Origin of the sequence: Thauera sp. WH-2 (assembly GCF_048321015.1) — a bacterium.
In the GTDB taxonomy this organism is placed as follows: domain Bacteria; phylum Pseudomonadota; class Gammaproteobacteria; order Burkholderiales; family Rhodocyclaceae; genus Thauera.
Map to the genome: position 1 here is coordinate 154,387 of NZ_JBLWFG010000006.1, position 25,430 is coordinate 179,816.

27 protein-coding genes are annotated in these 25,430 nt (G+C 65.5%); 15 read left to right on the plus strand and 12 right to left on the minus strand.

The features are described 5' to 3' along the window. Positions 1-2: 2 nt before the first annotated feature. On the minus strand, positions 3-1,052 hold the full coding sequence (locus tag ACNKW1_RS11750; RefSeq protein ID WP_418364778.1) for a PQQ-dependent sugar dehydrogenase: 1,050 nt from the start codon (positions 1,050-1,052) through the stop codon (positions 3-5). Positions 1,053-1,285: 233 nt separating this feature from the next. Here ACNKW1_RS11750 and ACNKW1_RS11755 point away from each other — a divergent pair, with 233 nt between their 5' ends. The 3 genes from ACNKW1_RS11755 (at position 1,286) to ACNKW1_RS11765 (ending at position 4,103) form a co-directional block, all read left to right on the plus strand. Next, a complete protein-coding gene (locus tag ACNKW1_RS11755; RefSeq protein WP_418364779.1) occupies positions 1,286-1,630 on the plus strand; it encodes a VanZ family protein in 345 nt (114 codons plus the stop codon). A 94-nt stretch (positions 1,631-1,724) separates the two neighbouring features. Continuing rightward, complete coding sequence (locus ACNKW1_RS11760) at positions 1,725-3,701, plus strand: peptidase U32 family protein (protein ID WP_418364780.1); 1,977 nt, start codon at positions 1,725-1,727, stop codon at positions 3,699-3,701. A 15-nt stretch (positions 3,702-3,716) separates the two neighbouring features. Continuing rightward, a complete protein-coding gene (locus ACNKW1_RS11765; RefSeq protein ID WP_418364781.1) occupies positions 3,717-4,103 on the plus strand; it encodes a thioredoxin family protein in 387 nt (128 codons plus the stop codon). 15 nt (positions 4,104-4,118) lie between these two features. Here the strand turns inward: ACNKW1_RS11765 and ACNKW1_RS11770 are convergent, their stop codons facing one another. Both ACNKW1_RS11770 and ACNKW1_RS11775 read right to left on the minus strand, forming a co-directional pair. Beyond that, positions 4,119-5,606: a type IV pili methyl-accepting chemotaxis transducer N-terminal domain-containing protein gene (locus ACNKW1_RS11770; protein WP_418364782.1), complete on the minus strand. Its 1,488-nt coding sequence runs from the start codon at positions 5,604-5,606 to the stop codon at positions 4,119-4,121. A gap of 137 nt (positions 5,607-5,743) precedes the next feature. Beyond that, positions 5,744-6,220, minus strand: coding sequence for a CreA family protein (locus ACNKW1_RS11775; RefSeq protein WP_418364783.1), 477 nt, complete (start codon positions 6,218-6,220; stop codon positions 5,744-5,746). Between the two features lie 222 nt (positions 6,221-6,442). Here ACNKW1_RS11775 and ACNKW1_RS11780 point away from each other — a divergent pair, with 222 nt between their 5' ends. Continuing rightward, positions 6,443-6,970 carry a cytochrome c oxidase subunit 3 family protein gene (locus tag ACNKW1_RS11780; protein WP_418364843.1) on the plus strand — a complete coding sequence of 176 codons (528 nt, stop codon included), beginning with the start codon at positions 6,443-6,445 and terminating at the stop codon, positions 6,968-6,970. 9 nt (positions 6,971-6,979) lie between these two features. After that, on the plus strand, positions 6,980-7,273 hold the full coding sequence (locus ACNKW1_RS11785; RefSeq protein ID WP_418364784.1) for a hypothetical protein: 294 nt from the start codon (positions 6,980-6,982) through the stop codon (positions 7,271-7,273). Between the two features lie 6 nt (positions 7,274-7,279). Here the strand turns inward: ACNKW1_RS11785 and ACNKW1_RS11790 are convergent, their stop codons facing one another. Together ACNKW1_RS11790 and queG are read right to left on the minus strand one after the other, a co-directional pair. After that, entirely contained in the window at positions 7,280-7,480 is a 201-nt protein-coding gene (locus ACNKW1_RS11790; protein ID WP_418364785.1) for a SlyX family protein, read from the minus strand. Positions 7,481-7,522: 42 nt separating this feature from the next. Then, the gene (queG, locus tag ACNKW1_RS11795; protein ID WP_418364786.1) at positions 7,523-8,626 is read right to left on the minus strand and encodes a tRNA epoxyqueuosine(34) reductase QueG; all 1,104 of its coding nucleotides are present in this window, start codon (positions 8,624-8,626) and stop codon (positions 7,523-7,525) included. A 15-nt stretch (positions 8,627-8,641) separates the two neighbouring features. Here queG and tsaE point away from each other — a divergent pair, with 15 nt between their 5' ends. The 3 genes from tsaE to ACNKW1_RS11810 all read left to right on the plus strand — a co-directional run bounded on the left by tsaE (position 8,642) and on the right by ACNKW1_RS11810 (position 11,450). Next, positions 8,642-9,172, plus strand: a complete 531-nt coding sequence (gene tsaE / locus ACNKW1_RS11800; RefSeq protein ID WP_418364787.1) for a tRNA (adenosine(37)-N6)-threonylcarbamoyltransferase complex ATPase subunit type 1 TsaE — start codon at positions 8,642-8,644, stop codon at positions 9,170-9,172. Further along, positions 9,112-10,497: an N-acetylmuramoyl-L-alanine amidase gene (locus tag ACNKW1_RS11805; RefSeq protein ID WP_418364788.1), complete on the plus strand. Its 1,386-nt coding sequence runs from the start codon at positions 9,112-9,114 to the stop codon at positions 10,495-10,497. Before tsaE ends, ACNKW1_RS11805 begins: the two co-directional genes overlap by 61 nt. A 92-nt stretch (positions 10,498-10,589) precedes the next feature. After that, positions 10,590-11,450, plus strand: a complete 861-nt coding sequence (locus tag ACNKW1_RS11810; RefSeq protein ID WP_418364789.1) for a tellurite resistance TerB family protein — start codon at positions 10,590-10,592, stop codon at positions 11,448-11,450. 62 nt (positions 11,451-11,512) lie between these two features. On the opposite strand, the gene ACNKW1_RS11815 is transcribed toward ACNKW1_RS11810, so the two are convergent. The 5 genes from ACNKW1_RS11815 to ACNKW1_RS11835 form a co-directional block, all read right to left on the minus strand. Further along, positions 11,513-11,725 carry a dodecin gene (locus ACNKW1_RS11815; protein ID WP_418364790.1) on the minus strand — a complete coding sequence of 71 codons (213 nt, stop codon included), beginning with the start codon at positions 11,723-11,725 and terminating at the stop codon, positions 11,513-11,515. A 13-nt stretch (positions 11,726-11,738) separates the two neighbouring features. Beyond that, the gene (locus tag ACNKW1_RS11820) at positions 11,739-11,888 is read right to left on the minus strand and encodes a hypothetical protein (RefSeq protein ID WP_418364791.1); all 150 of its coding nucleotides are present in this window, start codon (positions 11,886-11,888) and stop codon (positions 11,739-11,741) included. Positions 11,889-11,908: 20 nt separating this feature from the next. Further along, positions 11,909-12,571 carry an MOSC domain-containing protein gene (locus tag ACNKW1_RS11825; RefSeq protein ID WP_418364792.1) on the minus strand — a complete coding sequence of 221 codons (663 nt, stop codon included), beginning with the start codon at positions 12,569-12,571 and terminating at the stop codon, positions 11,909-11,911. 119 nt (positions 12,572-12,690) lie between these two features. Beyond that, positions 12,691-13,998, minus strand: a complete 1,308-nt coding sequence (locus ACNKW1_RS11830; RefSeq protein WP_418364793.1) for a homoserine dehydrogenase — start codon at positions 13,996-13,998, stop codon at positions 12,691-12,693. A 45-nt stretch (positions 13,999-14,043) separates the two neighbouring features. After that, on the minus strand, positions 14,044-15,348 hold the full coding sequence (locus ACNKW1_RS11835; protein ID WP_418364794.1) for a pyridoxal phosphate-dependent aminotransferase: 1,305 nt from the start codon (positions 15,346-15,348) through the stop codon (positions 14,044-14,046). Positions 15,349-15,483: 135 nt separating this feature from the next. Here ACNKW1_RS11835 and ACNKW1_RS11840 point away from each other — a divergent pair, with 135 nt between their 5' ends. The 6 genes from ACNKW1_RS11840 to ACNKW1_RS11865 all read left to right on the plus strand — a co-directional run bounded on the left by ACNKW1_RS11840 (position 15,484) and on the right by ACNKW1_RS11865 (position 21,457). Continuing rightward, positions 15,484-15,867 carry an Mth938-like domain-containing protein gene (locus ACNKW1_RS11840; protein WP_418364795.1) on the plus strand — a complete coding sequence of 128 codons (384 nt, stop codon included), beginning with the start codon at positions 15,484-15,486 and terminating at the stop codon, positions 15,865-15,867. Between the two features lie 152 nt (positions 15,868-16,019). Beyond that, positions 16,020-16,475 (plus strand): peroxiredoxin, encoded by a 456-nt coding sequence (locus ACNKW1_RS11845; RefSeq protein ID WP_418364796.1) that lies wholly within the window; start codon positions 16,020-16,022, stop codon positions 16,473-16,475. 72 nt (positions 16,476-16,547) lie between these two features. Next, positions 16,548-18,050 carry a PhoH family protein gene (locus ACNKW1_RS11850; RefSeq protein ID WP_418364797.1) on the plus strand — a complete coding sequence of 501 codons (1,503 nt, stop codon included), beginning with the start codon at positions 16,548-16,550 and terminating at the stop codon, positions 18,048-18,050. A gap of 195 nt (positions 18,051-18,245) precedes the next feature. Further along, a complete protein-coding gene (locus ACNKW1_RS11855; RefSeq protein WP_418364798.1) occupies positions 18,246-20,144 on the plus strand; it encodes a DUF294 nucleotidyltransferase-like domain-containing protein in 1,899 nt (632 codons plus the stop codon). Then, positions 20,141-20,782, plus strand: a complete 642-nt coding sequence (locus tag ACNKW1_RS11860; RefSeq protein ID WP_418364799.1) for a PolC-type DNA polymerase III — start codon at positions 20,141-20,143, stop codon at positions 20,780-20,782. The genes ACNKW1_RS11855 and ACNKW1_RS11860 overlap by 4 nt, the downstream gene beginning before the upstream one ends. Positions 20,783-20,911: 129 nt before the next feature. Then, on the plus strand, positions 20,912-21,457 hold the full coding sequence (locus ACNKW1_RS11865; RefSeq protein WP_418364800.1) for a C40 family peptidase: 546 nt from the start codon (positions 20,912-20,914) through the stop codon (positions 21,455-21,457). A 73-nt stretch (positions 21,458-21,530) separates the two neighbouring features. Here the strand turns inward: ACNKW1_RS11865 and ACNKW1_RS11870 are convergent, their stop codons facing one another. Next, a complete protein-coding gene (locus tag ACNKW1_RS11870; RefSeq protein WP_418364801.1) occupies positions 21,531-21,881 on the minus strand; it encodes a DUF2325 domain-containing protein in 351 nt (116 codons plus the stop codon). Positions 21,882-22,007: 126 nt separating this feature from the next. Between ACNKW1_RS11870 and ACNKW1_RS11875 the strand changes: the two genes are divergently transcribed. Then, complete coding sequence (locus ACNKW1_RS11875; protein ID WP_418364844.1) at positions 22,008-23,018, plus strand: Fe(3+) ABC transporter substrate-binding protein; 1,011 nt, start codon at positions 22,008-22,010, stop codon at positions 23,016-23,018. A 29-nt stretch (positions 23,019-23,047) separates the two neighbouring features. On the opposite strand, the gene ACNKW1_RS11880 is transcribed toward ACNKW1_RS11875, so the two are convergent. After that, on the minus strand, positions 23,048-25,171 hold the full coding sequence (locus ACNKW1_RS11880; protein WP_418364802.1) for an MASE3 domain-containing protein: 2,124 nt from the start codon (positions 25,169-25,171) through the stop codon (positions 23,048-23,050). Positions 25,172-25,430 lie beyond the last annotated feature (259 nt).

Consider the following 25,430-nt stretch of genomic DNA (forward strand, 5'->3'; position numbering starts at 1 on the left):
ACTCAGGCCGGGTCCAGGCGCAGAATCCGTCCCTCGCTCTCCTCGAGCAGCCAGAGATGCCCATCCGGCCCCTGGCGCACGTCGCGCACGCGCTGGCCGATGTCGATGCGCTCCTCGTGGATCACCCGATCGCCGTCGAGCACCAGGCGCGCGACAAGCTGGAACTTGAGTGCCCCGACAAACAAGTTCCCCTTCCATTGCGGAAACACCTCACCGGTGTAGAAGGCCATGCCCGAGGGCGCGATCGACGGCGTCCATTGCGTCAGCGGGGGTTCCACATCGGACCGGGCCGTACCTTCGCCGATTCGGGTCCCGATCACGTATTCGCGCCCGAAGGTGATCACCGGCCAGCCGTAGTTACGGCCGGCAAGCACCTTGTTGAGCTCATCCCCGCCCTGCGGGCCATGCTCGTGCGCCCACAGGTCGCCGGTCAGCGGATGCAGCGCCGCACCCTGCACGTTGCGGTGCCCGTAGGACCACAGATGGGCGCCCGCATCGCCGCGGCCGACGAAGGGGTTGTCCTGCGGAACACGCCCATCGGGGCGGATGCGGACCACCTTGCCGAGGTCGCTCTGCAGCCACTGCGCCCGCTCGCGCAGGTGATATCGGTCGCCCAGCGTCACGAACAGGTTGCCTGCACGATCGAACACCAGACGCGAACCCCAGTGGAGGTTCCCTCCCGGGCTTTCGTTCTGGGCGAAGATGACCTCCACCTCCTCCAGGCGCATCGCATCGAGGTCGAGCCGGGCACGGGCCACCGCAGTACGCGCTCCGCCGTCGGTCGGCTGCGCGAAGGACAGGAAGAGGGTCCGGTCCTGCACGAAGTCCGGGCTCAACACCACATCGAGCAAGCCGCCCTGTCCCCTCGCATGCACCGCAGGGACGCCAGGCAGTGGCGGCGAAACGGTGCCTTCGCGCGTGACGACGCGCAGACGTCCGGGGCGCTCGGTGACCAGCATGCGCCCGTCGGGAAGGAAGGCTAGCGACCAGGGATTCTCTAGCCCCGTCGCCACTTCGACGAGCTTGACGCGCCCCTGTTCGGTACGCAGCATTCGTTCCGCCGCCTGCGCCGGCAGAATCGCCACGAGCGCCAGAAGCCCTCCGAGCGCTGCGCCCATCCACTGAGGCGCCCCGCATCGAGGCGAGTCATCCTCTCGGCGCAGTGCCCACAGGCCTCGCCGCTGCGAACGTACTGAACAAGGCACGGTCTGCTCCTCTCTGGATGGGCGCTCCGCCACACGTGCGCCCCATTCAAGTCCATGTACTGCGCATTTTAGGACCCTGCATGCTGAATTCCGTTCGTCACCTGCTCCGCCTCGCTTTCGTGGTCGCTTTGCTGGGCGTGTTCTGGCTCGCACTGATGCCGGCACCCGACACCGCCAGGCTGTTTTCGTGGCAGGACAAGGTCGAGCATGCCATCCTCTTCGCCGGGCTGGCCCTGCTCGCTTTGGCGGCCTGGCCACGCCACCCCTGGCTGATCGCCCTTGGTCTGCTCGCCTATGGCGGCGGAATGGAGATCGCACAGTCCATGACCGAGCATCGCCACGGAGACCCCTGGGACTGGCTGGCCGATGCGGTCGGTCTGCTGGTGCTGCTGCCCTTCGCGCTGCGCCGCCACGACCCGGTGTGACTCGACCCGGTGTGACCCGTCGGCCCATCCCGACAGCCTGTTATCATTGCGCCCCTTGTCATTTGCGATCAGACGCTTGCAATCCCCACTGCCCATGAACGATCCGCGCCGCACCCTGGAACTCCTCGCCCCCGCCAAGACCGCCGACTTCGGCATCGAGGCCATCCACCATGGCGCGGACGCGGTCTACATCGGCGGCCCAGCCTTCGGCGCACGCTCGGCCGCAGACAACACGGTGGAGGACATCGCCCGTCTGGTGCAGCACGCCCACCGCTACCACGCCGAGGTCTTCGTCGCCACCAACACCATCTTGTTCGATGCCGAACTGGAGCCGGCGCGCAAGCTCATCTGGCAACTCTACGATGCAGGGGTCGACGCCCTGATCGTGCAGGACATGGGCCTGCTCGAGCTCGACCTGCCACCGATCCAGCTGCACGCCAGCACCCAGACCGACATCCGCGACGCAAGCAAGGCGCGCTTCCTGCAGGACGTTGGCTTCTCGCAGATCGTGCTGGCGCGCGAACTCTCGCTCAGTGAAGTGAAGAAGATCGCCGCCGCCACCACCTGCCAGCTCGAGTACTTCGTGCACGGCGCGCTGTGCGTGGCCTTCTCCGGCCAGTGCTACATCAGCCACGCCCACACCGGGCGCAGCGCCAACCGCGGCGAGTGCTCGCAGGCCTGTCGCCTGCCCTACGACCTCAAGGATCAGGCCGGCAACACCGTCGCCAGCAACCAGCACATGCTGTCGATGAAGGACAACAACCAGAGCGCCAACCTGCGTGCGCTGGCTGCCGCGGGCATCAGTTCGTTCAAGATCGAAGGCCGCTACAAGGATCTTTCCTACGTCAAGAACATCACGGCGCATTACCGCATGCTGATCGACGAGATCCTCGAGCACCCCGAGGCCGACGGCCTTTCTTATCGTCGAGCCTCCAGCGGCCGCACCACCTTTTTCTTCACCCCTCAGGCCGACAAGACCTTCAACCGCGGCTACACCGACTACTTCACCAACGACCGCCGCCACGGCATCGAGGCCTTCGAGTCGCCCAAGTTCGTCGGCGAACCGATCGGCCGCGTGAAGAAGATCGACACCAAGGGGCGAAAGTTCTTTGACGTCGAGCGCGTGGCACCGATCCACAACGCCGACGGCCTGACCTGGTACGACCCGAAGGGCGAGCTCACCGGTCTGCGCGTCAATCGCGCCGAGGCGAACGGCGGCGGCGCAGGCATCGATCGCATCTTCCCCGCCGACCCGCTACCCACGGATCTCGTGCCCGGAACCTCGCTGTTCCGCAATCACGATCACGAGTTCGAGCGCGCGCTGGAGAAAAAGTCGGCCGAGCGCCGCATTGGCGTGGACGCGCGCTTCGAGGTGAGGGCAGACGGCTTCGCGCTCACCCTGGCCGACGCGGACGGCGTCTGCGCCACCGCGACACTCGCCGCAGCTTTCGAGCCGGCGCAGAACGCCGAGCGTGCGCTCGCCACCGTGCGCGACAACCTCGCCAAGCTAGGCAATACGATCTTCAGCCTTGGCGAGCTCGTGCTCGATCTGCCCGCTGCCCCCTTTCTGCCTGCCGCCCAACTCAACGCGCTGCGCCGCGAGGCCGTGGAGAAACTCGAAGCCGCCCGCCTCGCGGCCCACCCGCGTCCGACACGTGCCGCGCCAGTCGAGCCGCCCGTGGCCTACCCGCAGGACGCGCTGAGCTACCTCGCCAACGTGCTGAACGACAAGGCGCGCGCCTTCTACGCGAAGCACGGCGTCAAGCTGATCGACGCAGCCTACGAGGCCAACGCAGAGCACGACGATGTCTCGCTGATGATCACCAAGCACTGCCTGCGCTACAGCTTCAACCTGTGCCCGAAGGAAGTGAAGGGCATCCGCCCCGACCCGATGCAGTTGGTCAACGGCGACGAGACGCTGACCCTGAAGTTCGACTGCAAGCGTTGCGAGATGCATGTTATCGGCGCCCTCCGACCGCATGTGGCGAAGATGCGCGACACGGTGGTGGCGCAGAAAATCAACTTTTTCCCGGCCCGATCACCCAGCGTCGGGCATGCTGCCAACGGCTGAGGCAGTCACGTCGCCATGTCGATCCCCATCGCCGTCACCGAACTGCCCGGAAACACCCGTATCGCCGACGCAGCCCTCGTCGTCGTGGCCTTCTGCGCGAATTGGTGCGGCACCTGCCGCGAGTTCCGCCCGGTGCTGGAGCGCATCGCCAAAGCAAGACCGGAGATCCTGTTCGCCTGGGCCGACATCGAGGACCATGCGGAGCTGGTCGGCGACATCGACGTGGAGAATTTTCCGAGCCTGGCGGTGTTTCGCGCCGGCAGCGTGCTGCACTACGGCGTCAGCCTGCCCCATGAGGCGGTCGTGGCACGTATGGTGGACGCGCTGTCCGCGCAGCCCCCCGCGCGCGCTGCCGATGCCCCCCCCGAAGTGCGTGCACTCGCGGAGCGAATCTCACGCTGAACAGCCGCCTCTGCGCTAGCGGATCAGGCGTTCGTAGAGCTTGACGGCGGTATCGACATAGCGCAGCAAGCGACTGCTCTCACCCAGCACCTTACGCAACTGGCGGCTCCGCCGCAGGCCCCTCTCATCGGAGACGAGCGCCTCATTGAACCGACGCCACTGCTCATCGACCTCGTCCAACTGCGCGAGCAGTTCGGGGAGCGCCTGACCGCTCTGCCGCAGTTCGGCAAGATTGGCCTCGAATTCTTCCGCCGAGCGCGCGATCTCGACGTCCGCCTCGGACTCGCATTGAGCAAGGTCCTTGAAGGAGAAGAACTTCAGCATGCGCTGCGACAGCATGCGGTTGCGACCAGCAATATTGACGTAACGCGCCAGCTGACCCCCTGCCGCATGTTCCGCCAGCGTCGTCAGCGCATCGGCCGCACCGAGAAACACTTCGCTCGCAGCAAGCACCCTGCACGCAGCACCATCGGCTTCGCTGGGCGCCGCGAGCGAATGCTCATAGGTCACCCATGCATCGTCCAGCACATCCAATGCGTCGCCAAGCTTCAGGGCCAGTTGTGCCCCTCTGAGCCGTGCAAGGATGCGCTCGAGCTCACTGGCGCGCTGGCGAAGTTTCACGCGTGCGTCCGCAGGAGTGACCCCATGCGCAACCAGCGCCCAGGCAAGTGCCAGGCGCGGGGAAAGCAGGCGCAGCTTCCCGCACAGATTGACCAGTTCGCCCGGTGCAAGGCCCTTCTCAGGGGTGCCGCGCGGCGTGCGAAGCTTGCGCGCGAAACTCAGGCGCCGCGGCGCCTCGCCCGCACCGGTGTCGAGCAAAGCTGCGTTCTGAATGTGGATGCGGCTCTTGTCGACGACGATTACGCCCTTGTCCGAGAGCTCCCGCAGGCTGCGCGAGAAGGCCTCGGGGGTAATGCCCAGCCTGGCGGCGATCACCTTCTTCGGCGCCTTCAGTTCGACGGTAGTCTCTCCTGCAAGCGGCACATGACCACCTGCCAGTTCGAGAAGATAGTCGAGCATGCGCTGGGCGACGATGGCACCCGAACGATGTCCGGTGACATCGAACTCGATCGCGCACTGGCGCTTGGCGAGCACCTCGATGGTCCGCGCTGCGAGGCGGGCATCCTCCATCATCAGCCTGCGCAGCACCGCCACCCGGATGGCCACGGCCTCAGCCGCGGAAGTGGTCTCGCAGGTGGATTCGTAGCGTGCCAGCGCGAGCACCTCGCCGAGCGCGAGCATCTGCGGCCCCTGGACCAGTTCGATGACCTTCCGCCCATCGGCCGCAAGCTTCTGGAAACGCACGACGCTACCGCTGCGCAGCATGTAGGCCTCACGCAGGGGGTCGCCTGCGTCATAAAGCGTTTCTCGCGCGGGCAGCTCGATCAGCCGGCTCGCGGCGCAAAGCGCGTCAAGCCTGCCTGCATCGAGCGCGGAAAAGAGCGCGCAGCATGAAAAATGGTCGCGCTGCACGGCGCGACGGGTGGATGAACGCGGAATCAAGAGGGGACCTTCGCGCCCGGGGGCGAACGGCAACGGAGCGGTAACGATACTCCATCTCAAGCACTGCTGTTCTTGATGTTCATCAGAGGGAATACCTCCTCTGTTGCCGGATCACACCCGACGCGCGCGCGAGCACTTCAACGCAGCGGAATCGGCAGCGCGGCCGGGACCGGCACCGCAGTGACGTTGTTCTGCGGACTACCATCGATCAGCTTGTCGCTGTAGACGAGATAGACGAGCGTGTTACGTCTGGGGTCGACCATGCGCACGATCCGTACTTTCTTGAACAGGATCGAGGCGCTCTGCGAGAACACCTCCTCCTGCTCGCGCAGTGGCTCCGAAAAGGCGATCTCGCCCACCTGGCGGCATGCGACCGATGCATCGGAAGTATCCTCTGCCAGCCCGAAGGTACCCTTGAGCCCGCCCGTGCGGGCACGGGACACATAGCAGGCCACCCCCTTCACCTTCGGATCATCGAAGGCCTCGACCACGACCTGATGGTTGCGGCCGATCAGCTTGAACGCGGTATCGACGCTTCCAACCGTCTCTGCCGCCACGGGGTAGGCCAGTACGAAAGCGAGCAGGGAGAACACAGACCCGATGATCTTCGACATGAACGACTCCTGAATGCGGACAATTCTGCATTATCGCACTCGTACAACCCCATTCCTGAGCCGAATCAAGGCCACCCTGCCCCGCCGCTGGCAGCATGTGCCTGCTTACCAACCCGCTGACGCAAGGTCTTCCCCACACTCGTGAACCACGCCGCCCCCCTCCCCCTGCCCGCGTCGGTGACCGGGTTGCCCTCCATCGGGCGCATCCCGGGCAGCAAGGCCATGTGGGTGGGCATCTTCTGCGAATTCACCGAGTTCGCGTTGCTGTTCGCCGTTTATTTCATAGCGCGCGCACACAACCCCGAGGCCTTCGCTGCCGGCCCCGGCCGGCTGTCGCTGCTCGCCGGAACCGGCTACACCCTGATGCTGCTGACCAGCGGCTGGTGCGTGGCACGCGCTGTCCACGCGATGCGCAAGGGCGAGCGTGCCCGCTGCCTGCGCTGGCTGGGCGCGGCCTTCGTGTTCGGACTGGGCTATCCGGCGATCAAGATCTTCGAGTTGCAGCGCAACTTCGCACTCGGACTCGACGGTAGCGCCGGCGTGTTCATCGTCACCTACTACTACCTGACCTTCACCCATCTGGTCCATGTGTTCTGGGGGCTGCTCGGCATGTTGTGGGTCATGGCGCGCACCGGCTTCGGCGCCTACACGCCCGAAGAGCACGGCGGGCTCGAGGCGTTCGCCTGCTACTGGCATGCCACGGACATGCTCTGGCTGATGATCTTCCCGATGTTCTACCTACTCGGTTAAGAGGCGCACATGAACGCAGAACGCAAGCTCGACCTCGCCTGGGTGGCTCTGGTGCTGCTGAGCATCGGCGGCGCGCGCCTCGGCGGCGCGGACGATGACGGCTTCGGCGTCGCGGTGGTCGTCGCCCTGGTGATGGGTGCCAAGCTGCTCATCGTGAGCCGCTACTTCCTCGAACTCCACGAGGCGCACCCGCGCATCCGCCGGGCGGTGCATCTGTTCTGCTACGGCATGCCGTTCCTGGTGATCGCCACCACGGGCTTCCGCGAGGCCCTGGCACGCCTCACCGGCGCGGCGCTGATCTGACGCTGCTCACCAGTGCGGAGGGATCTCGTCTTCCGGCCGCAAGGGGTTGGCCGGCTGGATCGTCTTGACCTGCTGTGCAAGCTGGCGGACCTGTTCGCGCAACAGGTCTAGCTCCTGCCGCTGGCGCCAGACAGTGCGATTAAGCTCTTCGAGCAGATCCTCGGCGGCCATCAGCTTGGTCTCGAGCGTGACGATGCGATCTTCCATGGTGATTCCTGTCTTGAAGGCCCTGCCTGCGGGGCGCGGATTCTAGCCTGCAGTGGCCGCAGCGTGTCGCGCCAGCGCCCATGCCACATGTTCGCGCACCAGCGCGCTGTCGTGCTCCGCACGCGCGCGCAGCGCCGCACACACCTCGGCTGAGGTCTCCGCATTACCCAGCGCAACCGCAATGTTGCGCAGCCAGCGCTCATGACCGATGCGATAGAGCGGACTGCCTGCGGTGCGCTCTGCAAACTCGGCCGCGCTCCACGAGAAGAGCTCGACCAGGCGGGCGCGATCGAGGCCATGCCTGGGCGCAAAATCGGGCTCGGACGCGAGCCGCGCGAAGCGGTTCCAGGGACAGGCGAGCTGGCAATCGTCACACCCGTAGATACGGTTGCCCATGAGCGGGCGCAGATCCTCGGGAATCGCACCATCGAGCTCGATGGTCAGGTAGGAGATGCAGCGGCGCGCATCCACGACAAAAGGCGCGACGATCGCCCGGGTCGGACAGGCATCGATGCAGGCGATGCATCGGCCGCAGTGCGGCTCTACGGGCGCATCGGCTGGCAACGGAAGGTCGGTGAAGATCTCGCCAAGGAAAAACCACGACCCCACCGCACGATCGAGCAACAGCGTGTGCTTTCCACGCCAGCCCAGGCCCTTGCGGCTCGCGTGCTCCACCTCCAGAACCGGTGCCGAATCGGTGAACACCCGGTATTGATGCGGCACTTCCTGCGCGATGCGATCCGCGAGCTTCTGCAGCCGTGCGCGCACCACCTTGTGATAGTCCCGCCCCAGGGCGTAGCGCGAGACATACGCGCGTCGCGTATCGGCCAGCACGTCGCGCGCCGGGGCTGCGTCGGGCCAGTAGTTCATTCGCACGCTGATCACGCTCACCGTTCCCGGCAGCAGTTCCTGCGCACGAGCACGCTTCATCCCGTGGCGGGCCATATAATCCATGCCGCCATGGAAGCCCGCTTCGAGCCACGCCGCCAGCCCGGGCTCCGCGTCGGAGAGATCGACCCCGCCCACGCCGAGAGCATCGAAGCCCAGTTCAGCCGCCCACTGTCTCATGCGCGCAACAAAGGCCACACCCTCGGGCAGGCTCGCCCAGACCGTACCTGCGGCCTCGCGATCGGGGTTGTCGGCCATCTTTCAGAGGTTCCAATGATCAAGTTGATTCAAGCTGCCGATGATAACGGCGAGCGCCTGCAGGCGCACTTGCCCGCGGAAGAAGACACCGAAGCGCTGGGCCGCACGCTCGCGTCGACGCTGCGCCCCGGACTGCAGATCTGGCTACAGGGCAACCTCGGCATGGGCAAGACCACCCTCACCCGCGGGGTGTTGCGCGGCCTCGGTTACGAGGGTCGTGTGAAAAGTCCCACCTACACCCTCATTGAACCTTACGTAGTTTCTAGATTAGACTTATATCACTTTGATTTTTATCGCTTCAATTCGCCCGAAGAATATCTCGACGCGGGGCTGGACGAATACTTCGCCGGACAAGGGGTCTGCCTGGTGGAATGGCCTGAAAAGGCTGTTCCCTATCTGCCGTCCCCGGACTTGGAGGTGAGCCTCTCGCCAGCCGCGGATGGACGGATTGCAGTGATTCGCAGCAACACGGAAGCGGGGCAGACATGCGCGATCGAACTGGTGAGAGCTTTGCGGGGCACGGACCCGGCGCCCGGGCCGATCTGAGCGCCGGCACGGAGACGTTGCCGGCCGGCACACCTTCGTCGCGCATCGATCGCCGGCGCCTGCTCAAGTTCGCCGGCGCCTCGCTGGCGCTGCTGGTCAGCCCGGTCGGCCACGCCGCCAGCACCAGCCTCGTCGCGGTGCGCGTCTGGCCCTCGCCCGAATACACCCGCATCACCCTCGAGGGCTCATCGAACCTGCGCTTCAGCCATATGCTGGTGCAGGACCCGGATCGCCTCGTGGTCGACCTGGAAGGCGTCGAACTCAACAGCGTGCTGCAGTCGCTGCCGTCCAAGGTGCTCGACAGCGACCCCTACATCAGCCGCATCCGTGCGGGGCAGAACCGCCCCGGCGTGGTACGCATCGTGGTCGAGTTGAAGGCGGTGATCGAGCCTCAGGTCTTCACCCTCGCGCCGGTCGGAAGCTACGGCCATCGCCTCGTCCTCGACCTGCATCCGAGCGAGGAACATGATCCGCTCATGGCCTTGATCCTGAAGGACTCGCCGATGGATGCGGCGATGGGCGACGAAGGCCGCAGCAGTTCCACCGTGGCGAGCCGCGCCCCGCGCGAGCCGGAGCGCCCGGGCAAAGGCAACAGCCCCGCGGTGAACAGGCTCTACACGGTGGTGCTCGATGCCGGCCACGGCGGCGAGGACCCCGGCGCCATCGGTCGTCGCGGCAGCTACGAGAAGAACGTCACGCTCTCGATCGCGCGCCGGCTCAAGCGCAAGATCGACGCCGAACCCGGCATGCGGGCGGTGCTGACCCGCGACGGCGACTACTTCGTGCCCCTGCACCAGCGCGTCGCGCGTGCGCGGCGTGTGCGTGCGGACCTCTTCGTGTCCATCCACGCGGATGCCTTCGTGCGCCCCGAAGCCAACGGCAGCTCGGTGTACGTGCTGTCCGAGCGCGGGGCATCCAGTTCGGCCGCACGCTGGCTCGCACAGAAAGAGAACGACGCCGATCTCGTCGGTGGCGTCAATCTCTCCCGCCAGGAGGGACATCTGGCACGCACGCTGCTTGACCTGTCGCAGACCGCAACCATCAACGACAGCTTCAAGCTTGGCCGGGCGATGCTCGGTGAGCTCGGCACCATCAATCGCCTGCACAAGCCCGAGGTGGAACAGGCCGGATTCGCCGTGCTGCGCGCACCGGACATTCCCTCCGTGCTGGTCGAAACCGCGTTCATCAGCAACCCGCAGGAAGAGCGCCGTCTGAACGACGAGGCCTACCAGGAGAAGATGGCCAACGCCCTCATGCGCGGCATCAAGCGCTACTTCAGCGAACACGCCCCCACCGCGCCCACCCGCGTCGCGCAACTCGACTGAGCCCCCTGCACCCAGCGCAGGCCGGCACACAGGCGCCTCCGCCGTATCGGTGGAGTACAATGCCATTTCGCGCAAACGCACAGGAGCCGGACATGAACCTGGGAAACATCCTCGGCCAGATTCTTCAGCAAGGCATGGCGAGCCAGAGCCGCGCCCGCCTGGATCATGCGGTCGGCAGCAACGGAATCGGAGATCTTCTGGGTGGATTGCTCGGCGGTGCGCAGGGTGCAGGCAGCGCCAGGCAACCCGCGGGCCCGGGTGGCCTCGGCGATCTGCTCGGCGGCGTGCTGGGCGGCAGCCGTAGCGGTGGCGCAGGCGCGTTGGGCGACCTGCTCGGCGGCGTACTGGGTGGTTCTGCGGGCGGCCGGCCCACTGCCCCGAGTGGCGGTCTCGGCGATCTGCTTGGCGGCCTGCTCGGTGGCACACAGGGCACAGCGCCCCGCCGCAGCGGGAGCACGGGCGGCAATGCCGGCATGGCCATCCTGGCGACGATCGCCATGGCCGCGCTCAAGAACTGGACCGACAAACGGCGCGAACAGGCTGACTCCACAGGTGCCATGGCCGGCTTTGCGCCCGAGGACGTTCAGGCCATGACCGCCCCCGAAGCCGAGGCGCTGATCGTGCGCGCCATGATTTCCGCATCCAAGGCGGACGGCGAGGTGAGCGAGGAAGAGATTCAGCGCATCGTCGGCAAGCTCGGCGCGGACGGGCTCAGCGAAGAGGAACGGCAGTTCATCCTCAGCGAACTACGCCGCCCGCTCGACATCGCCGGACTCGTGCGCGACGTCCCCAACGCAGCTGTGGCCGCCGAGATCTACGCCGCATCACTGCTTTCGATCGGCATCGACACACCGGCCGAAGTGGCGTACCTACGCCAGCTCGCACAGGCGCTGCACCTGGACGCGGGCACGGTTTCGCGCCTGCACCAGATCACCGGCGCCACCGCGGTGTAAACAGGCGCGCGGGACCATGGGCGCGCCGCGCGGCGAGCGCAGCGCGCCCAAGGTGAGGCGGGTCATTCCGTCTCGAGACGGAAGCCCACCTTGAGCGTGACCTGGAAATGCGCCACCTCGCCATCGACGACGTGGCCGCGCGTTTCGACCACTTCGAACCACTCGATGTGGCGAATGGATCTCGCCGCAGTTTCGATGGCATTGCGAATGGCAGCATCGGTCCCTTCGCGCGACGAACCTACGACCTCGACGAGTTTGTAGACGTGATCGGACATGCTTGCGCCTCCTTCATTCCAGTTTGGATGCATCGTCGCTGCACAACGCCCGACGGATTCCACCCCGTTCCTCGAAGCGCCGCACGGATGCACGATACGCGCGCACTCCGAGCACCGCAATCAGGATCAGGATGGCGATGAACACGGCAAGCTTGAAAGCCATCCCGAACGCCCCTGCCGAACTCACAAGGAAGCCGATTCGAGCCAGTCGGCCCGCTCGGCCCAGCGCTTCGCCTTGTCGGCAGCGAGACCGGGCGCCATGGCGATCCGGCGTAGCATGCCCGGCTCCGGGCGATGAGCGGTCACCGACTCCCAGTAGTGCGCCAGCGTCAACCAGGGGTTGGGACGCTCGATGAGCTCGAGCACATCCCCTGCACCGATCAGGCCAGGCTGCAGCACCCGGTAGTACCAGCCGGTGATGCCCGCAGCCTCGACGAAGCGCGACGCGCCCTCGGCCTTTACGCGCAGATCGATCTTCCAGCAGGGCGAGCGGGTCTGGCTGACCTGGACGCGTGCGGCACCGATCGAAAGTACGTCTCCGATGCAAAGCTCGTGCTCGGTCAGGCCGTGCGTGCTGAGATTCTCACCGAGGAAACCCGCACCCACACTGTCCGCACAGTGCGGCCATTCCGCAGCGAGCAGGGCGTAGTGCTCGACCGGAAAATGATGCAGGGCCTTGTCAGGGCCACCATGATGACGAAGGTCGGCCTGTTCGTCCCCTGCGAGCCCGGTGGGCGTGAGCATCACCGGGCCATCGACCGGCGCCTTGAAGATGCCGCTACGTTCGCCATCGGCCGAAAGCAACCGCACCGTGCCGATGAAGACCTCGTCCACCGTGTAACGCATGTCCTTCCCCATTCTGTTCGTGGCGCGCTCTGCGCGTACGCCCAAACCGTCCCCTGAAATCAAAAAGGGCCGCACCCTGCGCGGGATGCGGCCCCCGTGTCACGACGCCCGGCGCTGCGTCACAGGCCTTCCATGCGCAGCTTGGTCACCTTGCCCTGCACCACCGGTAGCGCCTCGATGCGCGCGATCGCAGCGTTGGCGTTCTTCTCCACGGTCTGGTGGGTGAGCAGGATGATGTCGGTGTGGGTCTCGCCCTCGGCCGCTTCCTTCTGGCTGAGCGCCTCGATCGAGATGTCGCTGTCGGCCAGGATGCGGGTGATGTCGGCGAGCACGCCCGGCTTGTCTTCGACCCGCATGCGCAGGTAGTAGGAGGTGACGACCTCCTCGATCGGCAGCACCGGCACGTTGCGTACCTGGTCGGGCTGGAAGGCCAGATGCGGCACGCGATGCTCGGGGTCGGAGGTGTGCAGTCGGGTCACGTCGACCAGGTCGGCGATGACGGCGGAAGCGGTCGGCTCGGCGCCGGCGCCCTTGCCGTAATACAGCGTCGCACCGACGGCGTCGCCCTGCACCAGCACCGCGTTCATCGCGCCTTCCACGTTGGCGATCAGGCGCTTCTCCGGGATCAGCGTCGGGTGCACGCGCAACTCGACGCCCTGCTCGCGGCGGCGGGCGATGCCCAGCAGCTTGATTCGGTACCCCAACTGCTCGGCGTAGGCGATATCGACCGCATCGAGCTTGCTGATGCCTTCGATGTAGGCCTTGTCGAACTGCATCGGGATGCCGAAAGCAATCGCGCTCATGATCGTCGCCTTGTGCGCGGCGTCCACGCCCTCGACATCGAAGGTCGGATCGGCCTCGGCGTAACCGAGCGCCTGGGCTTCCTTCAGCACCTCGGCAAAAGGCAGACCCTTGTCGCGCATCTCGGACAGGATGAAGTTGGTCGTGCCATTGATGATGCCCGCCAGCCACTCGATGCGGTTGGCGGTGAGGCCTTCGCGCAGCGCCTTGATGATCGGGATGCCACCGGCGACCGCCGCCTCGAAGGCCACCATCACCCCCTTCTTCTGCGCCGCGGCGAAGATCTCGTTGCCATGCACGGCCAGCAGCGCCTTGTTGGCGGTGACCACGTGCTTTCCATTCTCGATCGCCTTGAGCACCAGTTCCTTGGCCACGCCGTAGCCACCGATCAGCTCGACGACGATGTCGATCTCAGGATCCGTCACCACTGCGAAGGCGTCGTCTGTGAGCTTCGCGTCACCGCCGGTGACCTTGCGCGCCAGCTCGAGGTTCTTGTCGGCCACGGTGGTGATGACGATCGGGCGACCGGCGCGACGGGTGATTTCTTCCGCGTTGCGTTTCAGAACGGTGAAGGTGCCGCCGCCGACGGTACCGATGCCCAGCAGGCCAACATTGATCGGTTTCATGCAGTGTGTTCCGTGGTGAGTGAGTGGTGACGAGTACGCCGCGATTCAGGTGCCGTGGCGCTTGCGATAGTTTTCGAGGAAGCGGGCGATGCGGCCGATCGCGTCGCGCAGGTCGTCTTCATGCGGCAGGAAGACGAGGCGGAAGTGATCGGGATACGGCCAGTTGAAGCCCGAGCCCTGCACCAGCAGCACGCGCTCTTCCTCCAGCAGTTCGGCGATGAAGGCCTGGTCGTCCTCGATCGGATAGATCCTCGGATCCAGCTTCGGAAACATGTACAGCGTCGCGTCGGGCTTCACGCAGGAAACCCCCGGGATCTGGGTGATCAGTTCCCACGCCAGGTCGCGCTGGCGACGCATGCGCCCCCCCTCGGCCACCAGGTCGTCGATGCTCTGATAACCGCCAAGCGCGGTCTGGATCGCGTACTGGCCGGGCACGTTGGCGCACAGACGCATCGAGGCCAGCATGTTCAGCCCCTCGATGTAATCGCCCGCCCGACGCTTGTCGCCGCACACCACCATCCAGCCGGCACGGTAGCCGCAGGAGCGGTAGTTCTTCGACAGTCCATTGAAAATGATGGTGAGCACATCTTCCGACAAGGCCGCCATGGACGTGTGCTTCACGCCCTCGTACAGCACCTTGTCATAGACCTCGTCGGCATAGATGATCAGGTCGTGCTCGCGCGCGAGTTCGATGATCTGCTTGAGCGTTTCGTCCGGATACACCGCGCCGGTGGGGTTGTTCGGATTGATCACCACGATCGCGCGCGTATTGGCGTTGATCTTGGCGCGCATGTCCTCGATGTCAGGCAACCAGCCGCGCGACTCGTCGCACAGGTAGTGCACCGGCCTGCCGCCCGACAGGCTCACCGCTGCGGTCCACAGCGGGTAGTCGGGTGCCGGCACCAGCACCTCGTCACCGGCGTCGAGCAGCGCATTCATCGCCATGACGATCAGCTCGGAGACGCCATTGCCGATGTAGATATCCTCGATCGTGACACCCTTGATGCCCTTCTGCTGGGTGTAGTGCATCACCGCCTTGCGCGCGGAGAAAATGCCCTTGGAGTCCGAGTAGCCGGCCGCGTTGGGCAGGTTGCGGATCATGTCCATCTGGATCTCTTCGGGCGAATCGAAGCCGAACGCAGCGAGGTTGCCGATGTTGAGCTTGATGATCTTGTGGCCCTCGTCCTCCATCTGCTTGGCGCGCACCAGCACCGGACCACGGATGTCGTAGCAGACTTCGGCCAGCTTGGCCGACTTGCGGATGGGGCGCGGTGCAGCCGCGCCCGCCTCGGCCTTGATCACCGGTTCCGGAGATGCCGTCGCGAGCTCGAGTGTCTTCACCGCTTTCATGCCAATCCTTTCTGATCGATGGATACGCGCATTGCCGTTTTCCGGCCCTGCAAAAGATTGCTATCTTAGCCCCGCTCCCGCATCGCGGCAATTTCACCCATGCAACGCGAGCAGCCCCTCGACCAGGAACGCGCAATGAAGCTCTACCAGGACAAAAACGCCAACACCAACATCATCACCGCCTATGCCGACGACCACGTCATGGTCGGCAAGGAGCGCCACGAGGGCAATCTGCTCGTCAGCGCCGGGCAGGTCGTCACCGGCTGGGCGCCTGCGGCGGCGGGTGACCTGTCCGGGCTCACCACGAGCGACCTGGCAGCCGCAGCGGAATCTGGCGCCGAGATCCTGCTCGTCGGTACCGGCCGCCGCCAGCGCTTTCCTGCCCCCGAGCTCCTGCGCCCGCTGATCGAGGCCAGGATCGGCTTCGAGTTCATGGACTTAGCCGCCGCGTGCCGGACCTACAACATCCTCGTCGGCGAGGGCCGCGCGGTGACGCTCGCCCTGCTCTACGAGCGTTGACGCCGCCCCCAGGCTGCAACCATCCGGTAACCTGGGTTCAACAAGATGTTCACCGCGAGCCGGCCTTTCCGCTACCCTGAACCCCGCGCACCGGCCGGGCTGCCCGCCGCCTCGCCTGCGCAGGCGCATCGACAAGCAGAAAAGGAGAAAGCATGAGCGCACATCCCGCCCCCGACTTCAGCCTGCCCGCCACCGGGGACCAGACGGTCACCCTGTCCGCGCTGCGCGGTCAAAAGCTGGTGCTCTATTTCTATCCCAAGGACAACACCCCCGGCTGCACCAACGAAACCCGCGATTTCGCTGCACTGCACGCGGACTTCGCCGCTGCCGGATGCCGGGTCTATGGTCTCAGCCGCGACAGCCTCCGCAGCCACGAGAACTTCAAGGCGAAGCTGACACTTCCCTTCGAACTGATCTCCGACCCGGAGGAAAAGGCCTGCGAAGCCTTCGGCGTGATGAAGCTCAAGAACATGTACGGCAAGCAGCTGCGCGGCATCGAGCGCAGCACCTTCCTCATCGACGCCGGGGGTGACATCGCGCGCGAATGGCGCGGCGTGAAGGTTCCCGGGCACGCCGAGGAAGTCCTCGCCGCCGCACGCGCCCTCTGACGCCCCGCCGGGAAGGCCGCGCCCCGGCCCGTCCCGCCGCCCTCCCCGCCACCGAACGGATCCGCCCGCCCAATGCCCGCGAAACGCCAAGCCCCCGCCACGCAGCCCCCCCCCGAACCCAAGCCCAAGGCCGCCGCAGCATCCGGGACGGCGCGCCGGACACGCACCGCGCGCGCAACCGCGCCGCACGGCGGTGCGTGCAAGCTCTTCGTGCTCGACACCAACGTGCTCATGCACGACCCCACCAGCCTTTACCGCTTCGAGGAGCATGATCTGTACGTGCCGATCATGACCCTTGAGGAGCTGGACAACAACAAGAAGGGCACGAGCGAAGTGGCGCGCAACACGCGCCAGGCGAGCCGCATGCTCGACGAGATCGTGTCGCAGTCCGAGAACGGCATCGAGGCCGGGATCGCGCTTGAAGGGCCATCGCGCGGGCTCGCCACGGGCCGGCTCTACCTGCAGACCGAGGCCATCGACGTGGCCCTGCCAGCCGCGCTACCCACCGCCCGTGGCGACAACCAGATCCTCGCCGTGGTGATGTTCCTCGCCGACAAGCACCCGCAGCGCGAAGTCATCCTGGTGTCCAAGGACATCAACATGCGCATCAAGGCCCGCGCGCTCGGGCTGGCGGCGCAGGACTACTTCAACGACAAGGTGCTCGAGGACAGCGACCTGCTGTACACCGGCACGCGCGAACTGCCGCCCGACTTCTGGGACGCGCACGGGCGTGGCATGCAGTCGTGGAAGGAGGAGGCGCACACCTACTACCGACTGAGCGGCCCGCTCGCACCCGAGATGCTGGTCAACGAGTTCGTGTACCAGGACGGGGAGCCGGCCCTGCAAGCCTGGGTGAAGGAAAAGGAAGGCCGCAGCGTGGTGCTGGAGACGCTGGTCGACTTCAGCCACCAGCGCAACAATGTATGGGGCATCACCGCGCGCAACCGGGAGCAAAACTTCGCGCTCAACCTGCTGATGAACCCGGAGATCGACTTCGTCACGCTGCTGGGCCAGGCCGGCACCGGCAAGACCCTCCTGACGCTCGCCGCCGGGCTCACCCAGGTGCTCGAATCGAAGCGCTACAGCGAGATCATCATGACCCGGGTCACCGTGCCGGTGGGCGAGGACATCGGTTTTCTGCCCGGCACCGAGGAAGAAAAGATGGCGCCGTGGATGGGCGCGCTCGAAGACAACCTCGACGTGCTCAACGGCACTGCCGGCGAGGGCGGTGACTGGGGCCGCGCCGCCACCCGCGACCTGATCCGCAGCCGCATCAAGATCAAGAGCCTGAATTTCATGCGCGGGCGGACCTTCCTCAACAAGTTCCTCATCATCGACGAGGCGCAAAACCTCACGCCCAAGCAGATGAAGACCCTGATCACCCGCGCAGGCCCCGGCACCAAGGTGGTATGCATGGGCAACATCGCACAGATCGACACCCCTTACCTCACGGAAGGCTCGTCCGGGCTGACCTTCGTGGTCGACCGCTTCAAGGGCTGGGCGCATGCCGGCCACATCACGCTGCAGCGCGGTGAACGCTCCCGGCTGGCGGACTACGCCGCAGAGGTGCTCTGAGCCGCGGGTTCCGCACGCAGGGGCACCTCGCCCGCACACGCCCCGTCCCTCGACAAATCCCCTCCTGCAAAGGAGGCCACGGCCTGCGCGTGCGCCCCCCGCCGGGGATGGCACGCCGCTGCAGCCCGGATCCGCCCGCCGCATCATCGGGCTGCTCACCTATAATCGGCGGATTCCTTCGTCGATCGAGCCGCCATGAGTACCGAAGCCGCCGACCTGCTGGTGGGTGCCAGCACGGATTTCCTGCGCAACTTTTCTCCATTCAACCGCATGGAGGCGGAAGCGCTCGCATTTCTTGCCGAGCGCGCAGTGCTGAGCTTCTTCCCACGCGGCGCGGACATCCTCACCCCCGAGATGGGGGTTCCCAAGCATTTCCATATCGTCCAGCGGGGCAAGATCCAGGCGCGTCAAACGGGCTCGACCACGGTGACCGAGTATGCCAGCCTGACGCTTGGCCCTGGCGAGTGCTTCCCGATCGGTGCGATCTCGGCACGCCGGCCTTCGACCAACGCGTATGTGGCGGTGGAGGACAGCTTCTGCTACCAGGTCACGACGGACGAGTTCCTCCACCTGATGCAGATCAGCCCGGTCTTCCACCTGTTCTGCACGCAGTACATCGCCAGCCTGCTGAACCAGTCGCGCCAGCAGCTACAAACCACCTTCGCGCAGCGCGCCGCCGAACAGCAGACCATGACCACGGCGCTGGGCAAGCTGATCCAGAAGGAGCCCGTCTTCGTCACGCCCGAAACACCCACCCGCGAGGCGCTCGAGCGCATGAGCGAGTTGCGCCTGGGCTGCATGGTCGTGGTGGACGAACAGACCCGCCCGGTCGGCGTACTGACCCAGAGTGACCTGCTGCCGCGAGTGATCCTCGCTGGCTTCGACCTGTCGCGACCGATCGGCGAGCTGATGACCGCCAACCCGCACCAACTGCCGCAATCGGCATCCGCCTACGACGCTGCGCTGGAGATGGCGACACACGGCGTACGCCACCTGCTCGTGGTCGACGTCGACGGCGTGCTCAAGGGCGTGGTGTCCGAGCGTGACCTGTTCTCGCTGCAGCGCATCAGCCTGCGCCAGATCCGTGCCGGCATCGACAACGCCGCGGACATCGAAGCCCTGCGGCACGCCAGCGGCGACATCCGCCAGCTCGCGCTCAACCTTATCGCACAGGGCATTGGCGCCGAGCAGCTCACTCAGTTCATCTCGGCGCTCAATGATGCACTGACCCGGCGCATCATCGTGCTGGCGCGCGAACGCCACGACCTGCTCGGCATCGATTTCGGCTGGTTCGCGTTCGGCTCGGAAGGCCGGCACGAACAAACGCTCTCCACCGACCAGGACAACGGGATTGTCTTTCGCGCCATGGAGGGGCAGTCGGTCGACGGCGCACGCAAGCGCCTGCTCGCCTTCGCGCAGACGGTCAACGACGACCTCGCCGCCTGCGGATTCCCGCTCTGCAAGGGCAACATCATGGCGAGCAATCCGGAACTCTGCCTTACCCTCGATGAATGGAAATCACGCTTCGGCGACTGGATCCGCGAGCCCGACCCCCAGGCCCTGCTCAATGCGTCGATCTTCTTCGATTTCCGCATCCTGTATGGCAACCCGCGCTTCGAGGATCAGCTGCGCAGCTGGCTCAACAAGACGGTCAAGGGCAACAGCAGCTTCCTGCGCATGATGGCGGTGAATGCGCTCAAGGTGCTGCCGCCGCTTGGGCGTATCCGCGACTTCGTGCTGGAAGACGACAGCACGATCGACCTCAAGAAGTCGGGTGCCCGCCTGTTCGTGGACGTCGCCCGCATCCTCGCCTTGCGCACCGGCGTGGACTCCAGCAGCACCGTGCAGCGCCTGCGTCAGGCCGCAGCCCGGATCGGCATGTCAGCCGAAGAGGTCGACGCCATGATTGATGGCTTCAACTTCATCCAGCTCCTGCGTCTGCGCGCCCAGCATCTGGAGACCGAGCACGACGCCCCGGAGGACAACCGCGTCAACCCGGAATCGCTGAACGAACTCGACCGCCGCATCCTCAAGGAAGCCTTCCGCCAGGCACGCAAGCTCCAGTTGCGACTTAAGCTGGATTACCAGATATGAGCCTGCTCTCACGCCTCAAGGCCGCCCGCGGCGGCTCGGTCAAACTCGATGCGGCGGCTGGACAGGCCCTGCAGGACTGGCAGGCCTTGCCGCGTGCGCGGCGCAGCCGGCCGCACTTCGAAACACGCTATGTGGTCCTCAACACCGAAGCCTCGGGGCTGGACCTGGAGCGCGACCGCCTGCTCGCAGTCGCCGCCATTGGCGTGGATGGGGGCCTGATCCGCCCAGCGGATGCCTATTACGCACGGCTCGACCCCTCACCTGCCGAGGCTCTCGTCGGTCTGCTCGCCATCATGGGGAAGAATCCGCTCGTGGTGTTCAACGCCTCGTTCAATCGCAACATGCTCGAGCGTGCCCTGCAGGAGCACCTCGCGCTCACCACCGAGCTTCTCTGGCTCGACCTCTACTTCCTGCTGCCCTCACTGTTCCCCGAAAAGCTGGAGCGCCCCAGCCGGCTCGGCGACTGGATGACGGCCTTCGGCATCGAAACCTTCCAGCGTCACCACGCGCTCGGCGACGGCTGGGCGATCGCGCAGCTCTTCCTCGCGGCACAGGCACGTGCGCTCTCGCTCGGGGTTGCCACGCCGCGTGGGCTGGCCGAGCACGAACAGGCCTTCCGCCACAAGCTCAAGATCTGAGCAGGCACCACGCGAAATGCCCCACGCTACGCCGCCCGCCGCGGCGGGTCGCCGGGCATTTCAGCTAGCAGCTTCGGCAAGCAGACATTTCCATTTACAAGTTCCATGCCGGTGCGTATATTCCGCCGAATGTTTTTTCGTGCTATCGCTTTCGCGCTGCTCATCTCAATCGCGTATGTGCCGGTCACACACGCGGATCAGCACGCACGCATGCAGGGTTCGTCCCGGGCGAGCGCAGGCGATGAGTACGTTACGGCGGCAGCACAACTCGTTGACGAAGCGCTGAGCCACCTCGGCATTCCCTACCGCTTCGGCGGCACCTCTCCCGAGACCGGCCTCGACTGCAGCGGCCTGGTGCTCAACGTGTTCCGGAACGCCGTAGGGCTGGATCTGCCCCGCACTGCACGCCAGATGGCGGGCCTGGGGGACAAGATCAGCCGCTCCGATCTGCAACCCGGCGACCTGGTGTTCTTCAACACAATGCGCCGCACCTTCTCTCACGTGGGCATTTACCTGGGCGACGGAAAGTTCGTGCACGCCCCCTCCCGCGGCGGCAAGGTGCGCGTCGAGAGCATCGGCACCCGCTACTGGGCAAAACGATTCAATGGCGCGCGCAGACTGATCGACGAACCGACACTCGGCAACGCATCTTCAGCGCTGCTTACGGCACGCTGAAGCGCGTCGACATCCCAGAAACAAGAAAGCCCGGCGTCAACCTCCGGGCTTTCTTGTTTCTGACGCGGCAGGTTCAGTTCCGCGTGCTGCGTGCGCCCTCACGATGCTTGCAGTCGATCTCGCACGATGCACAGCGCTCCCCCAGCCGCTTGCCCAGCGCCTGCTGCAGCGCGCAGGTCGACCGTCGGCAGCAGACGAACATCACACCCTCGCGACTTGCCGCCTCGCGAAAGCGCTGCATCACGTTGTGCCCGATGAAGTCTGTAAACAGGATCACCACGCCAATGCCGCTCGGCAAGGGCGCGCTGCGTCGCTGGTGTGTGGTGTCCCGCCCGCTCACATGCGCGGCGATGCGTATTCCGAAACTGCCGAGGACGTCGGGAATATTGCCCAGACGGTCGGCCCCCACGAGCAGTGCATTCATGAATCCCCCTTTATTGTTGCGAATCGTTCTCATCAATAATGCCGCTAATGAGATCCGTTTGCAACTGTGAATTCTTCTCGTTATTATCGCGCTGCAAGATCAACAACCCGGGGGTTCTCCAACATGATGAAGAAGGCCGTACTCGCCTCATTGCTCGCCGCATTCGGCGTTGCCGGCACCGCAGCCGCTGCCGAACTGAATATCTACTCCGCCCGTCACTACCAGACCGACGAGCAGTTGTACGGCGATTTCACCAAGCAGACCGGCATCAAGATCAACCGCATCGAGGCGAAGGAAGACGAGCTCCTCGAACGTATCCGCAACGAAGGCGCCAACAGCCCGGCCGACATTTTCATCACCGTGGATGCATCACGCCTGGCCAAGGCCGATGAGCTCGGGATCTTCGAGCCGGTCAAGTCGGAGGCACTCGAAGCCCGCATCCCGGCACACCTGCGTGCGCCGAACTGGTTCTCCTACTCCACCCGTGCACGCGTCATCGTCTACAACCCGGAGCTGGTCAAGGCCGAGCAGGTGCAGACCTACGAGCAGCTTGCGGATCCTGCGCTCAAGGGCAAGGTATGCACCCGCTCGGGCAGCCATCCTTACAACCTGTCACTGGGCGCTGCGCTGATCAAGCACAACGGCGCAGAAGCCGCCGCGAAATGGGCCGAAGGCCTGGTCGCCAACTTCGCACGCGCGCCCAAAGGCGGCGACACTGACCAGATCCGCGCCGTCGCTGCAGGCGAATGCGGCGTGGCGATCGCGAACAGCTACTACCTGGCGCGGCTGATGAATTCGCCCAGGGAGGAAGACCAGCGTGCCGTGGCCAGCATCCAGGCCGTGTGGCCCAACCAGCAAAGCTGGGGCACACACATCAACGTCTCCGGCGCAGGCATGCTGAAGCACGCGCCGAACAAGGAAGCGGCCGTGAAATTCCTTGAATATCTCGCCTCGGACTCGGCGCAGGCCTACTTCGCCAACGGCAACAACGAATGGCCGGTCGTGCCCACGGTCAAGGTCGAGAACGCCGCACTGACGAAACTCGGCGAATTCAAGGCCGACACCCTGCCGATCGGCGAACTCGCCGACACCGTGGCGGAAGCCCAGCGCATCTTCGACCGCGCCGGTTACCGCTGAGCGCCCACCGGGTCGCCGCTTGCGGCGGCCTACAGACTGGCCGGCGACGCGTCGGCGGCCAGTCCCGCAGCATCCTCCCGGTCCGCAGAAGACATCAGGGCGCGATTGCGTCCGGCATGCTTCGCTTCATACAAGGCCTCGTCCGCACGTGCGTAAGCGGCTTCGTGGTCCTCATCGTCCAGCGACAACATGGTGACGCCGATACTGACCGTGAACACAAGCGGGCCCGAGTCGATCGCCGCCGGATGCGCCGCAACGATACGGCACAGCCGCTCGGCAACACGCAGCGCACCGCGCGCATCGATACACGGCAGCAGGATGGCAAACTCCTCGCCCCCTAGCCGGGCGAACACGTCTGCCTCACGAAGCTGGGCGGTAACGGTCGCTGTGAAGTGACGCAGCACCTCGTCGCCGGCTGCGTGACCATGGGTATCGTTGATGCGCTTGAAGTGATCGAGATCGAGCAGGAGCAGCCCGGCCGTCGACTGATGTCTGCGCAGCCGTCCGAGTTCGCCGCGCACCATCTCCGCAAAGTGTCGGCGATTCCAGAGCCCGGTCAGGGGGTCGCTGGTCGCAAGCTGGACCAGGCTCTCTTCCATCACCTTGCGCTGCGAAACATCCTGCAGGATGCCAACCATGCGTAGCGCCTGCCCGCGCTCGTCACGGTCCAGCACCCGACCTGCGGCGAGCACCCACACCCATCTCCCGTCCTTGTGCCGAAGCCGGTACTCGGCCTGATAGGCGTCCCTTTCGCCGCGCAGGTGCGGCTCGAGCGAGTTGCGGATGTCGTTCCAGTCGTCGGGATGGACCAGCGACTCCCAGGTTTCCACATCCTGCTCGAACTCATGTGGCTCGAAGCCAAGCATCCGGCCCCAGGCCGGGCTATAGCTTGTCCGCCCGCTTGGCACGTCCCAGTCCCAGAGCCCCAGCTCCGCGCCCTCGAGCGCAAGCATGACCCGCCGCTCACGCTCTGCGATCTGCTCGCGCACCCTGCGCCGCTCGGTGAAATCGCGGCTTACCCGGATCTCGCCGAGGCTCTCGCCGCGCTCGTCGCAGAACGGCGCGCGCAGCGTGTCGAGCAGGCGCAGGGTGCCATCCGGCCCTTCCAGCCACTCTTCCACACGCACGGCTTCAGCGACCACCGCGTCCGGCGTGCCTCCCGCCAATCCTGCAAGCTGCGGGAAGACATCGGTCTCTCGGCGCCCGAGCAACTCCGCTTCCCGCACACCGTATGCCGCCGCGAAGGCCTTGTTGCAACCCAGGAAGCGCCCGCGCAGATCGCGGAATGCGATCAGGTCCGGCACCGAATCGATCAGTGCCCTCAGCAGCGCCCGCTCGCGGGCCAGCGCGTCGTGAGGCTCGCGCACGCCCGACACGAAGACCGCCCGGTAGATCATCGCAAAGCCCGCGATCTTGAACACGTGCCCCATGACGTTGAAGAAGTCGCTCACGTCCACATAGAGCGTGAAATAGAGCTCGGTGAGGGCAAGCACCCAGGCCGCCGCAGCAAGCCAGTTCGCCGACTTGTCCCGCTTCACCATTGCATGCCTTGCGAGCAGCACGGCCGCGAGCAGATACAACCCGGCGAGCACGTATTCGACCGCCAGCTTGAGCGTCGTGACGCCCTGCCCCGGCACGAAGGTGTGCGGCATGCGATCGGGCTGGAAGAGCACCATCCAGCTCCATGCCAGCGCCAGCGCAAGGCCTCCTCCGGTGACGACCAAAGCGCGCACGGACGACCAGCGCCCATCCCCCACGAAGGGATAGCCGATCAGGCCGATGAGCACCAGAGTCCGCGCCGCAAGCCAGAAATGGATCGCCTTCTCGGTGCCGCTGGGCGTGATGAAGAGCGGCATGCCCGCATACGAGAGCGTGTGCGCCAGATCGAGCAATCCTGCGCCGAGGAAGGCGGCACCAAGCCAGACCCGCCGCGCACTGCCGACTGCCTTGCGCAGGTTCCACCCCAGGGCCAGCACCATCACCGACACCGCAACCGAGAAGAACTCCAGCCCGGCATGCAGGGCGAGATAATGCTCAGGGGTTGGAAACAGGTTGGCGTGAACGAACAGCGTCCCGCAGAAAACCACGCTCAGCAGAGTTGCCCAGCCATAGGGACGGGCGATCTCGCCTTTCATGCCTAGCACACGCTGCATCGCCAGCCTGCTCGCAGGATGAGGGCAACACCCCCCTGCGCCGCAACGGCGAAAGGGGCATCGGAACACGGCGGCGCTGAAAGGAGAGGAAGCCGCAGCGCAGGCACCGGACCCCATACGATCGATTTCATGTTCTTGGCTTTATTCTCGTGGCCGCGATTATCCCCCAGCCTCGTATTCATGTGCGATCGCACAACCGCGCAATGGGGCAATTTTTCACGCTGTACAGCCAATGAGCAGGACCGCGGGCGGGGACGCC